General features: G+C 57.0%; 11 protein-coding genes. 4 read left to right on the top strand and 7 right to left on the bottom strand.

Going from position 1 to position 12504, the window contains the following annotated elements; all coding sequences use genetic code 11:
* Positions 1-299: 299 nt before the first annotated feature.
* Entirely contained in the window at positions 300-1820 is a 1521-nt protein-coding gene (locus tag ALMA_RS07040) for a xylulokinase (protein ID WP_377866434.1), read from the bottom strand.
* 141 nt (positions 1821-1961) lie between these two features.
* On the opposite strand from ALMA_RS07040, the gene ALMA_RS07035 reads away from it, so the two are divergent.
* Positions 1962-3257 carry an ROK family transcriptional regulator gene (locus ALMA_RS07035; RefSeq protein WP_094727010.1) on the top strand — a complete coding sequence of 432 codons (1296 nt, stop codon included), beginning with the start codon at positions 1962-1964 and terminating at the stop codon, positions 3255-3257.
* Between the two features lie 166 nt (positions 3258-3423).
* On the opposite strand, the gene ALMA_RS07030 is transcribed toward ALMA_RS07035, so the two are convergent.
* The 3 genes from ALMA_RS07030 to ALMA_RS07020 all read right to left on the bottom strand — a co-directional run bounded on the left by ALMA_RS07030 (position 3424) and on the right by ALMA_RS07020 (position 7300).
* Positions 3424-4308, bottom strand: coding sequence for an aldo/keto reductase (locus ALMA_RS07030; protein WP_094727008.1), 885 nt, complete (start codon positions 4306-4308; stop codon positions 3424-3426).
* 328 nt (positions 4309-4636) lie between these two features.
* Positions 4637-5503: an aldo/keto reductase gene (locus ALMA_RS07025; protein WP_094727006.1), complete on the bottom strand. Its 867-nt coding sequence runs from the start codon at positions 5501-5503 to the stop codon at positions 4637-4639.
* A 207-nt stretch (positions 5504-5710) separates the two neighbouring features.
* A complete protein-coding gene (locus ALMA_RS07020) occupies positions 5711-7300 on the bottom strand; it encodes an aminopeptidase P family protein (RefSeq protein WP_086106878.1) in 1590 nt (529 codons plus the stop codon).
* 188 nt (positions 7301-7488) lie between these two features.
* On the opposite strand from ALMA_RS07020, the gene ALMA_RS07015 reads away from it, so the two are divergent.
* Positions 7489-8946 carry a bifunctional folylpolyglutamate synthase/dihydrofolate synthase gene (locus ALMA_RS07015; protein ID WP_094727004.1) on the top strand — a complete coding sequence of 486 codons (1458 nt, stop codon included), beginning with the start codon at positions 7489-7491 and terminating at the stop codon, positions 8944-8946.
* 53 nt (positions 8947-8999) lie between these two features.
* Here the strand turns inward: ALMA_RS07015 and ALMA_RS07010 are convergent, their stop codons facing one another.
* Both ALMA_RS07010 and ALMA_RS07005 read right to left on the bottom strand, forming a co-directional pair.
* Entirely contained in the window at positions 9000-10475 is a 1476-nt protein-coding gene (locus tag ALMA_RS07010; RefSeq protein ID WP_094727002.1) for a UDP-N-acetylmuramoyl-L-alanyl-D-glutamate--2,6-diaminopimelate ligase, read from the bottom strand.
* Positions 10476-11216 carry an exonuclease domain-containing protein gene (locus ALMA_RS07005; RefSeq protein WP_094727000.1) on the bottom strand — a complete coding sequence of 247 codons (741 nt, stop codon included), beginning with the start codon at positions 11214-11216 and terminating at the stop codon, positions 10476-10478.
* Positions 11217-11246: 30 nt separating this feature from the next.
* On the opposite strand from ALMA_RS07005, the gene ALMA_RS07000 reads away from it, so the two are divergent.
* Both ALMA_RS07000 and ALMA_RS06995 read left to right on the top strand, forming a co-directional pair.
* Positions 11247-11882: a sigma-70 family RNA polymerase sigma factor gene (locus ALMA_RS07000; protein WP_094726998.1), complete on the top strand. Its 636-nt coding sequence runs from the start codon at positions 11247-11249 to the stop codon at positions 11880-11882.
* 71 nt (positions 11883-11953) lie between these two features.
* Positions 11954-12334 carry a hypothetical protein gene (locus ALMA_RS06995; protein WP_148140284.1) on the top strand — a complete coding sequence of 127 codons (381 nt, stop codon included), beginning with the start codon at positions 11954-11956 and terminating at the stop codon, positions 12332-12334.
* An 82-nt stretch (positions 12335-12416) separates the two neighbouring features.
* Here ALMA_RS06995 and ALMA_RS08390 read toward each other — a convergent pair whose 3' ends face one another.
* Positions 12417-12491 (bottom strand): 50S ribosomal protein bL37, encoded by a 75-nt coding sequence (locus tag ALMA_RS08390; RefSeq protein WP_372656330.1) that lies wholly within the window; start codon positions 12489-12491, stop codon positions 12417-12419.
* Positions 12492-12504: the final 13 nt, after the last annotated feature.

Below are 12504 nucleotides of genomic sequence, written 5' to 3'. Positions count from 1 at the left end.
CGTGCCCGCTCGTCTGGCGTGAAGCTATCTGAGTGAAGAGTGCATGGTCGTGGTTGTGGGCTGTGCATTATCGGTGCGTCATTCGGTTCGGTAGAACGCATCGGGCGGGGTGTCATGAGTGGGGCTAGAGGACTTGCCTGAACTGGGCGCGTGAGCGTCCGGTAAAAGTCCTCACCATCTTTCTCTTTCCTTTATTACTGCAGGCAGCGGCTCCTTCTGGGGGTCGCTGCTTTTTTATGTTAATCTTCCCCTATACAAAAGCGCCCAGCCGAAGCTGGGCGCATCACATTCAGCGAGGATTAGCCACGATACGATGCGTACTGGGCATACACTTCAGGTGTAGGTTCACCTGTGAGGACTGCATCTGTGCGTACCTCCCACTGTGGGAGGGTGCCCGTGAGAGTCCATGCCGCCTGGCGAGCAGCGCCGATGGCCACATACTCATCTGTCTGTGGTACTTCCACGTCGTGCTCCCAGATGGATGGGGCATAGGAGCGAGTGGCAGGGGACTTCGCACCTCCGCCTATGAGCAGAATGCGCGAGACTGTAGCCCCCAGAGCCTTCACGTACTCGAGGCAGTCGCGCTGAGAGCAGAGCACCGCTTCGACGAATGCACGAGCGAGATTCTCTCTCGTGGTATTCGCTAAGGTGAGTCCGTAGAATTGGGCAGTGGCATCCGGACGGTTCGGCGTACGCTCGCCGTCGAAATACGGAATAAGCGTAATACCATCCGCACCAGGAGTGCTCTTCTCAGCGAGCTCAGCCAGCTCGTCGTACGACGCGTTCAGAGCGTGACGACCAGCGTCCAGAATGCGAGAACCGTTAATGGTGCAGGCCAGTGGAAGCCAGCGCCCCGTGCAGTCGGCAAACCCAGCGATAGCGCCAGTCAGGTCGCGTGCCGGAGCGTCACTGACAGCGGCCGCCACGCCTGACGTGCCGAGTGAAACGGACACATCACCACTTGACATCCCGAGTCCGAGAGCGGCCATAGCGTTATCGCCGCCACCCGGAGCGATGACGCAGCCGCCCTCCACATCCTTACCGGCGATGGCAGGGTCAGCCACTGCGCCCACTTCGCTCGGCGCGAGAACGCGCGGCAGAACGATATCCTCGCGGTACGCCTCGCCCATAGCGAAGGCGAGGAGGTCGCGGCGGTACTCGTTCGCCACGGAATCGAAGTATGCCGTGCCGGAAGCATCCGAACGGTCGGTGAACAGGGAACTCAGGTCCGCGGCATCAGCACTTTCAGACGGGCCATGACCGGCGATGCGCCAGCTCAGCCAGTCGTGCGGAAGGCAGATGGCAGCTATCTTCGCGGCGTTTTCTGGCTCATTTTCCGCTACCCATGCCACCTTCGTGATGGTCAGGGATGCCACGAGCGAGGAACCCACCGCGCGCACCCAGCGCTGAACGCCGCGCGCATGGACGTCATCTGGCTCACCGTCTTCCTGCTCGCCATGCTCGCCGATGCGGTCGATGAGCGAGTTCGCCTGCACACTGCTGCGCGTGTCATTCCACAGTAGAGCATCGCGGATGACGCGTCCCTGCTGGTCGAGGAGGACCATGCCATGCTGCTGGCCGCCTACAGCGAGTGCAGAGACATCGTCGAGTCCGCCAGCCTGGGCGCTCGCTTCGAGGAAAGCATCCCACCAGGCGTTCGGGTCTACACTCGTTCCGTCCGGGTGAGATGCCTGGCCGAAGCGCACGAGCTCACCTGTGACGGCGTCCGTGACGCGGACCTTACAGGACTGAGTGGATGTATCTACGCCCGCGACGAGGACGCGGCGTGGGGTAGAGGTCGTTTCTGATGTCATCATCATGCCTCCTTGCATAGGGTATGTCTCGGTATCCTGCGTGCTAAACTGAGAAAAACTCAGTAGAGACACAGGGTTTGTTAATTCGCTTTACTAACTCTTTTATAGTATCATGACTGGTGACGAACAGTGACGTGAGGAGTAAAAATGTCACGACAGCAAGCCCTCAACCAGGACACTCTGCGCGCGCATAATATAGGCGTGGTGCTCAGCGTGGTGCTGCGCAGTCCAGATCCCATCAGCCGGGCAGACATCGCTCGCGCTACAGGGATGACGAAGGCTGCTATATCCATTATCGTTTCAGACCTCATCGAGCGCAAAATCCTCGTGGAAGGAAAACCGCAGCAGCTTATGACTACGGGAAAGCCGAGCAGTCCACTGGAGTTCGCGGATGGGCAGTGGCTGGGACTGGGCGTTCAGGTGCATACGGACGGATATGGCTTCCTGCTTCAGGATTTTAATGGGAATGTCGTGGATAGCCAGTGGGTCAGCAGTCTCGATGAGGAACTGGATGCTCAGCTGGACAGTGCGGATGTGGATGCAGTACTCGGCCGCCTTGAGGAGATGATAGCGCCAGTCGTGGCGAAATGGACGAAAAAGCGGCGCCACGTCATCGGGGGTGCGCTGGCTCTACCGGGTATGATTACCGGCGATGGAGTGCTGATTAATGCTCCGAACCTCGGCTGGTCGAACGTGGCTCTGCTCGAGAAGCCACTCGTAAAAAAGTATGCGTTAACCCCGGTGAATGAAGCAAATGCTGCTGCTATAGCGCAGATATCCGGGTATGCTGTGGCTGCTCGGACTGGCGTGCAGGGGCAGGATGGTGTGAGCGAGTCTATGCTCCCACCCGACGCATCCTTCCTCTTCCTTTCCACCGATGTGGGTATAGGCGGAGCGTATGTGAGTCAGGGCAAACTCGTAGCTGGAGATGATGGGCTGGCGGGGGAGATAGGTCACGTCTCTGTCCAGATGGATGGGCCGCTGTGCCGTTGTGGTCGCTACGGGTGCATGGAGATGTATGCGGGTCGTCGGGCTGTGCTGGAGTCATGCGAGTCATGTGCGTCAGGGGAAGCTGAGGGGCGTGCATCTGCTCATTTCGTGAATGCTGAGGATAGTTATGATGCTCTCGTGCGCATGATGGAGGAAAAGCCAGAAAAGACTCGCGCTGTCATGCGCTCGGCATCGCGTGCTATGGCATCGGCTATCGTGTCCGCTATGAACATCGTGGACATCACGCGCGTGGTCGTCGGCGGGTTCTGGACTCGTTTTGGATCTGCATGGCTCGAGCAGCTGCGTGAGGATGTCGTCTCTCAGCTTCATGCTGAGCATGCGGAACGTGTGGAGATTCTTTTCGCGCCGATGGATGACCACGCTGGCCTGCATGGCGCGGCTGAGTGGGGGCTCAGGCATGTCATCGATGACGTGGCACAGTATGTGCTGTAAGGGGAAATAGTTCTCACAGCCACTGCCGAATAAAAAATGCGACTTTTCTAGAAGTCTATCGAAAAAATGAGCCTTCGAAACTCTCTTTTTCAGCGAACTTCTAGAAAAGTCGCATTTTTGTGAAACTGCCGGAAGTCGTGCCCTACTCAGGGCTACTGAGAATTACTTAGAACTTCTTCCCCACACGTCCTGCAAGTAGCTCCACTGTAGCTGCCTCGTGGTGATCTGCGAAGACCGTCGTATTCGTATTCAGCTCAGCGATGGCTGCCATATCCTCGTCAGTCAGGGCGAAGTCGAAGATGGAGAAGTTTGCGCGAACGCGCTCTGGATTCGCAGACTTGGACAGGCTGACGATACCGCGCTGCAGCTGCCAGCGCAGCATGACCTGAGCAGTAGACTTGCCATACTTTTCTGCGATGGACACGAGTGTAGGATTACGGAACACGTCGAAACGGCCCTCAGCGAAGGCGCCCCAGCTTTCCACCTGTACGCCCTTGCTGAGCTGATAATCCACAGAAGCAGTCTTCTGATTAAAGACATGGAGTTCTATCTGGTTCACGGCTGGAGTGATCTCGTTAAAGATGGACAGATTCGCCACCTGGTCATCTTCGAAGTTTGAGACGCCGATGGCACGCACCTTGCCTTCCATATAGAGCTCTTCCATAGCGCGCCATGCGCCGAAAGTGTCGCCCACTGGCTGATGCAGAAGATAGAGGTCGATGTAGTCCAGGCCGAGCTTTTCGAGAGAGGCTGCGAATGCTTCCTTAATTCCCGCGTAGGAGATGTGCTGAATGAAGGCCTTTGTGGTGATGAACAGCTCGTCGCGCGTCACGATGCCCTTCTCGATGGAGGTGGCGATAGCACACCCCACAGCTTCCTCATTCTGGTAGGCTTCTGCAGTGTCGATGAGGCGGTAGCCTGTGGCGATGGCTTCTTCTACTGCGGTCTGGCAGACTGCTGGATCGGGGATCTGGAAGACGCCGAAACCTACCATCGGCATGGTCACGCCGTTATTTAGTGTGGTCGTAGGCTGAGTAGTTAGTGAAGTCATATGTATTCTCCTTATATCGTTTTCTGATACTTCCATTCTAGAGCGGATGGATAGGAATGTGGCCGCATATGCGCGCGCCCTTATGCGTGTCACACAGCACCCCATACGCCAGGCGTATACCCCTCACCGGGCTTACTCATTCAGGCTCATGAAGGCGCTGCCCGGTATTCGTCGAGCCTGGTACAGCGGCCATAACAAGAAGAGAAAGAATTGACAGGAAAGCACAGAATGCAGAACGGAAGCGAAGCATAAATCCTTTCGAGAGTATACGAAACGGCGGCTCGCACGAAGCGTAGCCGCCGCCGGAAAAGGAGAGAAAAGAGGAAAACTAGTCGTTCGCGTGGATATCGTAGTTCGCGAGCAGATATTCGGCTACGCCAGGCGCATCAGGGTCGTGCGCGCCGCGCCCCTTATCCAGAGCGCGCAGCTCGTCCATCTCTGCATCCGTGAGCGTGAAGCCGAAAATGTCCTTATTCGACGCCATGCGCGTCTTCTTCGTGGACTTCGGCAGAACGATGATGCCCTCCTGCGTCTCGAAACGCAGGATGATCTGACCAGCATCCTTACCGTACTTCTCTGCGAGCGTCACGAGAGCAGGCTCAGCGAAGAGATCGCGGTTACCCCGACCGAGCGGAGCCCATGCCTCGATGCGCACGTTATCTGCGGCGAGCAGCTCACGCAGCTCCTTCTGCTGGAAGTACGGGTTAAACTCCACCTGGTTTACCGCAGGAATGCTCGCAAACTGAGGAACGAACTGCTTCCAGAACGCTGGCGTGAAGTTCGACACGCCGATGGAGCGAATCTTTCCTGCAGCCTTCGCCTCTTCGAGAGCTTTCCACGCCTGCTCGACCTCGCCGTACGGCTGGTGGAGCAGGTAGAGGTCGAGGTAGTCCAGTCCCATCTTCTCGAGAGTCGCGTCGATGGTGGCCTTCGCGGTCTCGTACGCGTAGTCCTGAATCCACAGCTTGCTCGTTACGAAGATGTCCTCGCGTGCGATGCCCGAGTCGGCGATGGCGCGGCCCACTTCCTGCTCGTTAAAGTACGCCTGAGCAGTGTCGATGTGACGGTAGCCCACCTCGAGAGCTTCCTTCACAGCGGTATAGGTGGAGCCATCTGCTGGAATCTGGAAGACGCCGAAGCCGATAGCTGGAATAGTGTGGCCGTCGTTCAGAGTAATGCGCGTCTGGTCTGTCATGTGTATCTCCTTATGTGGGATGACGTTCTGTGTATGCTTCTACCCTAGGAGATTTTTCGGCATTCGGGCAGGGGATACGGCTGTCTGCTCATGCGCGTCTCGTATGCGGGTATACGTGAAGCGTATGGCTGATGTGCTGGAGGGGGAATTGACATAAAAAACGGCGTCCTGCGCATACGCATGCAGGACGCCGAACGAAGACACAGCTTACTTCGCAGCAGCTGCAGCCATCCAGGCCTCGACCTCGTCTATCTCCTTCGGAATAGCGTGGGAGAGCCATTCTGGGCCATTCTCGGTCATGAGGACGTCATCCTCGATGCGGATACCCACACCGCGGAACTCCTCAGGAACGAGCATGTCGTTCTCCTTAAAGTACAGTCCCGGCTCGATGGTGAAAATCATCCCCGGCTGGATGGTGGCACCCTGGTAGGACTCGTAGCGCGCCTGCGAGCAGTCGTGCACGTCCAGACCCAGATGATGCGCCACGCCGCACGCATGCCAGCGGCGATGCTGCTGACCCTCAGGGCTGAGCGACTCCTCCACGCTCACCGGAAGTATGCCCCACTCATGCATAGCCTCAGCCAGCACGCGCATGCACGCATGATGGATATCCGAGTAGGTCGCGCCCACCTGAGCAGCCTCAAAGCCAGCCTTCTGCGCCTTCAAGACCACAGAGTACAGCTCACGCTGCAGAGGCGTGAACTTTCCATTCGTCGGGAAAGTACGCGTGATGTCTGCAGTGTAGAGCGAATCCACTTCTACGCCTGCGTCGATGAGCAGCAGCTCACCATCATGAATCGTGCCCGTGTTTCGCATCCAGTGAAGGGTAGGAGCATGCGCACCCGAGGCGACGATGGTACCGTAGCCTTCAGCGTTACCCTGCTCGCGCGCATTCGCATTAAAGCGGCCCTCGAGGATACGCTCGCCGCGCTCCTTACCGCGGGCTTCAGGCAGCGCTTCGAGCATACGCGTGAAGCCTTCATGCGTGGCGGCTATGGCCTTACGCATCTCGCGCACCTCGTACTCATCCTTCAGCATGCGCTGCTCGGACGCAAACTGGTAGAACGTGTCATCATCCGAAGCGGTGGCGTCGGAATTATCAAAGCCACCAGCGGTACGGATAGCGTCCACCGTAGAGGTAATTTCCGGGTCTATGTTCCGGATGACGCGTACGCGGATAGCGCCTTCCTCCGTGCCCACATCCTTCGACAGGGCATCTTCGAGGCCAGCGATGTCTGCCGTATCGATGCCTGTCATGGTCTTAATGCCTTCCAGGCCTGGGCGCACACCTACCCAGTACTCGCCGTACGCGGCCGAGCGGTAGTAATCCTGCGTGCTCTGGTCGCTGCGTGGGTGCAGGAACAGCACAGGAGTGTGCGTCTTACCCTGCACAGCCTCGGCACTGCCCGGAGCCACAGGATTCAGGACGAGTACAGCACCTGCCTCGTAATCCTGACCGAGTCCCGTGTAGTACGCGAAAGCAGTGTCTGGGCGGAATGCGTAATCGCAATCATCATTACGCACTTTCGCCTGACCTGCTGGAATGACGAGGCGCTCACCAGGGAAGCGCTGACCCAGCTCTTCGAGACGACGCGCGGTGTAAGCGCTGGACTCGAGAGGCTGGATGTCTGCTTCTTCCTCGCCCCAGCCTGTGAGCATAAACTTCGAGAAAGTGGTGGATTCTGGGCGCAGAGTGCGGTTATGCGAGCGGTTCGCCATGGAATCCGACGCATCCGCCTGAGCGCGAGTTTCCGGGGTAGTGGCTACGTGCGTGGATGCAGCGCGGTCGTCTGTCATAGAGCTCTCCTTTTCGACCTCGTGACGGTATATATACGGCATACTTTAGGGCGAGCGCGTGACTTTCGTCCGCTGTCCGCGCACTGGCTGTCCGCAGTCTGCCTGCGCGTTCGTCTGCGCGTTCGTCCGTCCGAAGTCCGTCCGAAGTCCGTCCGAAGTCCGTCCGCGACGCTTTCTAAGATGAAGGTATGTCGTATGAGGTTCTAGATACTGAAAATCTTACATTAGCGGATGTGTACCGCGAGATTATGTCCCGCGCTCCTGAGCATGATTTCGACCCGAGTTTGGACCGTATGCAGAAGGTCCTGGACTACCTCGGGCATCCGGAGCAGTCGTTCCGCGTGATCCACGTGACGGGGACGAACGGGAAGGGCTCGACCGCGCGGATGGCGGAGGCCATCTGCCGCGCGTACGGCCTGCGTACCGGCTTATATACCTCGCCGCACGTCGAGTCTGTGACCGAGCGTATCGCGGTGGACGGTCAGCGTTTATCTGATGCCCAATTCATCGATACCTGGCTGCAGGTGAAGGATTTCATCGATCTGGTGGATAAGGACAGCGCTGCTGAGGGCGGGCCGAAGATGAGTTTCTTCGAAGTGCTCACCACCATGGCCATCTGGGCTTTCGCAGATGCTCCCGTGGATGTGGCCATCGTAGAAGTGGGTATGGGCGGACGCTGGGATGCCACGAATGTGCTCGATGGAGATGCTGCTGTCATCGGTCCAGTAGATATGGATCACATGCAGTGGCTCGGGGATACCGTGGAAGAGATAGCAGGGGAGAAGTCCGGCATTATCAAGTCTCGATCCACCGTCATCATAGGGCGCCAGCCGCACGAGCAGGTGCCAGCTATCCTCGAAGAAGCAGCCCGCGAAGTGGGTGCTGCGGGTGGCGTCGTACGCGATGGCGTGGAGGCGGAAGTAGTCTCGCGCGCTGCCGCTGTGGGTGGCCAGGTGGTCACGCTGCGTACGCCGAATGGTGTCTACGAGCAGATTCCTGTGTCCATGTTTGGCGAGCACCAGGCGCATAATGCTCTGGCAGCACTGTGTGCAGCGGAGACGGTCATCCCTGTGGCAGGTCAGCTGGATACGGATGTAGTGGCTGAGGCTCTCGGCAGTGTGAAAGTGCCAGGACGTATCGAGGTTATTCGTCGTTCTCCTACCACCATCATCGATGGCGGACATAATGAGAATGCTGTGACAGCCCTGCGCACTGCTCTCGAAGAAAACTTCGACTTTACGGACCTCGTGGGCGTGGTCTCCATGATGAAGGATAAGGAAGTAGAGACCGTCCTCGGTATTATGGAGCCTATTCTTTCGAAGGTGGTCGTGACCGAAAACTCGTGGAAGTCTCGCGTTATGCCAGTCGAGGAGCTGGAGAAGATAGCGCTGAGCGTCTTTGGTGAAGACCGCGTGCTGCGTGCAGATACCATGCCAGATGCCATTCAGACGGCAGTGGATGAAGTGGATGCTGCAGACGAGATGGGCATAGGCTTCGGTCATGGTGTGGTTATCTTCGGTAGCTTCGTTACTGCGGGAGATGCCCGTATTCTGCTGAAAGAACGACATAATGCAGAGCTGAAGAACACGAAGGAAGACCGCGCAGCTGGCGTGGATACGGACTTTAGCGCTGAGGATGCTGAGTAAAATTCTATGACAAAAGGCCCCTCATCGAGGGGCCTTTTCTTCTGATGTCACACTTAGAGCAGGATGCGCTTGACTATAGCGTCATCCCCTTCATAGGCGACATGGTGGTTCAGGTGCTTTATCCAGCGCTCGTTCCCCTTACCGATGACGAGCACGATGGCGAAGCTGTTTAGTGCGGCTGCATCCTTCAGAGCTGTCTCCACAGCCTCAGTACGGTCGATGATAATGTCATGCTGCACATCAGGATTCGTAATGGCATTATCCATGTCGCGGCAGATGTGCTCTTCAGACTCCGTATTCGTATCTTCTGTGGTGAAGATAAAGCGATGAATACGGTTTTCTGCCGCATGCACTATCTCTGGTCGGCGGTTATATGCTTTATTTCCCGCAGAGCCGGTGACGAGCGTAATGTGCGGATGCTGGGCGCCATACTCGCTGTCCACATAGTCGAGAAGTGTGGTCGTGCTGATGCCATTATGAGCGTAGTCCACTATAGCGAGGACCTGGGAGTCGTTCTCGTGCGTACCGCGGAAGACCTCCATGCGTCCCGAGATGCGCACGTGATTCACGGCGAGAATGCTCGAGCTATCCGCAGGAACTCCAGCCAGTTCGGCGAGTTTAACCGCCACGGCAGCATTCGCATAATTGAACTGACCAGGCATATCCAGAGCGATGTCCGTGTGCGCGATGCCGGCCGCGCCCACGAAATACGCGTCGATGCCGGCCGTACGCACATCCTCGTCCAGGACGTCGCGGTGCAGTATATCCGCGCCGAAAACCATGACATCACTATGCGCGATAATCTGACGCTTGCACGCGAAGTAATCGTCGAACGTGGGATGCTCGATAGGGCTGATGTGATCGGGGAAGATATTCAGGAACGCGCCGATGCTGAAGTGAAGATTATAGACGCGGTCTACCTTATATGCCTGCGAGGAAACCTCGATAACCGCATGTGTCAGACCATTATTCACAGCCTCACGCAGCATACGGTACAGGTCCAGAGATTCTGGGGTCGTCAGATCCGACTCTACATACGTGACACCATCCGTGCAGTTATCCACCGAGGAGATGAGCGCGGCCTTATGGGTAAAGTAATCATTCACGATGGCGTGGGTATAATACGCCGTCGTGCTCTTCCCCTTCGTACCCGTAATACCGATGGTGGTCAGTTCCTTATCCGGATGACCGTAAAACTCCTGAGCGAGCACGGCCAGAGTCTTACGCGTATCCTTCACGAGGATAACGCGAGCATCGTGCGCATAGTCCGAGCTGAACGTGCGGTCTGCCACGTAGTAGGCGAGACCACGCGAAGCGGCATCACGCATATACGCATCCTTAAACGCGCCCTTACAGATGAGGAGCGTATCTGGGCCGCTTACCTCGCCACTGGCATAGGTGAGGTGAGTGAACGTAACATCTGCTACTTCTGCTTCTTCTGCCGGGGCAGCAGGGGATGCGCTCAGCAAGTCATGCGCAGACAGTACGTCGAGTGCGCGCTGAAGGGTGAGATGAGGCTGAAAAGACATTTATAACCAACTTCCTCGAATAGGGCTGCGGCCGGATGCCACGCGATACTCGTTATAACTCTTCTTCCATGCAGTGTAGCCTGCACGCTGGTATTCCATAAGAGATTCGAGGGGAACATTACAGGATGGATACAAACGCGTAAGCGGCTCGATGAGGTCGAGCGTGGCCACAGTATCTGCCTGAGCCGTGTGGAAGTCTCCGCGTGGCTGGACGCCATAGTAGCGTGTCGTATCGGTGAGTGTGCGCTTCCCGCGGCGGCGGCTCACTGCGCGGTCTATGACCAGCGGATCCACGACGAGATGGATATCTAGCGGCTTTGCATGAAGTTTCGCGAGGTCACCCTGAAGCATATGGACGTCAAATGGCGCGTTATAAGCTACGAGAGGGATGTTCTTTTCCTGAGCGAGGCGAATAATCTGCGCTATGTGGGGTAGTGCTTCGGTCTGCGGAGCACCATGCTCAGCGAGGTACTCATTCGTAAAACCGTTCACCGCGGACGCTCCAGGGCTCATAGGTACGTCTGGCTGGATAATCCAGCCAGCGAGCACGTCCTCGCCTGAAACTGTCGAGGTGCTCGCCGAAGCAGGAGCGCGCAGGACAAGTGAAGCAGAGACGATAGCATCCGCGCCTGCACGCGTGCCTGTCGTCTCCGTGTCGAATCCGAGAAGATAACTTTCCCGCAGCGGCATGTCCTGATTTTGCGTGGGTAACGCGCCGAGAGTGTCGAGTAAAAGTGTCATGCGTACCATTATCGTGCAAGAATAAGACCTATGGAAGAATATGAAGAGACGGATGCTCCGAGCACGACGAATGCACCGCGAGTTACTGACCGTGCGCACTTCGAAGCCCTCGCCATGCCCATCGTGGATCAGCTGTATCGTTTCGCCATGAAACTGACGAATAATCCAGACGACGCGCAGGACCTCGTCCAGGACACCTACGAGCGCGGATATAAGAACTTCGCATCCTTTACGCCGGGGACGAACTTCGCCGCGTGGATGACCACCATAGAGCGAAACCTGTTCTTTAACCAGTATCAGAAAGCGAAGAGACGTCCACAGAGAGCAGATACGAGTGGAGAGTACGACGACTGGGACTTATATGCCGCGTCCGAGCATTCTGCCGACGAGCTGAAGTCAGCTGAGCAGACGTATATGGACAGTTTCGCGCCGGAGGAGATAGTAGCGGCGCTGAACCGTCTGTCGCCAGAACGCCGTGAGGTGTTCATCGCGACGGCAATTGACGGGAAATCCTACGCTCAGGTCGCTGAAGAACAGGGAGTGAAGATAGGCACGGTCATGAGCAGACTGAACCGCGCTCGCACGCAGCTGAAGGCTGAACTCATGGAGTATGGAGCAGAGCGTGGATTTACGCTCAGTGAGAAGAAAAAGGCGGGGGAGAAATAATGGGCGGTCTGACGCGGTTAACTCTACAGAAGATGACAATGTATACCGGGCGCTCGAACGGGGGAAGACACGTGAGCACGTATGTAAAGAAAAACGCGGGAAACGCAGTCGTGACAGTGGTACGCAGCTATGGCTGTGGAGAGATGGTTCTCATAAACCGCTACGCGCGCGTCGAGCTGAATTATGGTACTGCGTGGTCGAGCAGAGCATGTCGAGGCAATGCACGAGGAAAGGGTGTCGTCGCCCAGCAGGCTATCTACGAGCAGAAGACGGCTGAGCTGGCCCTGTCTGCAGACTGCTTCGACCCAGCGAGCTGCTGCGACAAGCGTGAGCAGGAGATGATAGCGGCTATCAAGCAGTGCCTACGCCCTGAGTGTGCTCCATCGTCCCTGTATGAGCGTCTGCGTCGATGCATCGATGGTGTGGATGGCGAGGACTGCGGCTGCGAGTAACGCACCGTACATAGTAAAAGGGGATTTCTCGGACGTACAGATGTACGAGCGGGAAATCCCCTTTTAAGTATTCGCCTGAGGCTTATGCATTTGGCCTCTTGCCGTGATTTGCAGCCTTCTTACGACGTTCACGACGCATGCGTCCACGCTTACCCATGGTAAACTCCTTT

The organism is Alloscardovia macacae (assembly GCF_002259705.1).
In the GTDB taxonomy this organism is placed as follows: Bacteria; Actinomycetota; Actinomycetes; order Actinomycetales; family Bifidobacteriaceae; genus Alloscardovia; species Alloscardovia macacae.
Note: the sequence above shows the minus strand (reverse complement) of the source record. Positions and strands in the feature narration are given on the sequence as shown.

Coding starts and splice junctions, on each gene's coding strand:
- ALMA_RS07035 (WP_094727010.1), top strand. CDS start 1,962: ATGTCACGACAGCAAGCCCTCAACCAGGACACTCTGCGCGCGCATAAT.
- ALMA_RS07030 (WP_094727008.1), bottom strand. CDS start 4,308: ATGACTTCACTAACTACTCAGCCTACGACCACACTAAATAACGGCGTG.
- ALMA_RS07015 (WP_094727004.1), top strand. CDS start 7,489: ATGTCGTATGAGGTTCTAGATACTGAAAATCTTACATTAGCGGATGTG.
- ALMA_RS07040 (WP_377866434.1), bottom strand. CDS start 1,820: ATGATGATGACATCAGAAACGACCTCTACCCCACGCCGCGTCCTCGTC.
- ALMA_RS07025 (WP_094727006.1), bottom strand. CDS start 5,503: ATGACAGACCAGACGCGCATTACTCTGAACGACGGCCACACTATTCCA.
- ALMA_RS07005 (WP_094727000.1), bottom strand. CDS start 11,216: ATGACACTTTTACTCGACACTCTCGGCGCGTTACCCACGCAAAATCAG.
- ALMA_RS07000 (WP_094726998.1), top strand. CDS start 11,247: ATGGAAGAATATGAAGAGACGGATGCTCCGAGCACGACGAATGCACCG.
- ALMA_RS07020 (WP_086106878.1), bottom strand. CDS start 7,300: ATGACAGACGACCGCGCTGCATCCACGCACGTAGCCACTACCCCGGAA.
- ALMA_RS07010 (WP_094727002.1), bottom strand. CDS start 10,475: ATGTCTTTTCAGCCTCATCTCACCCTTCAGCGCGCACTCGACGTACTG.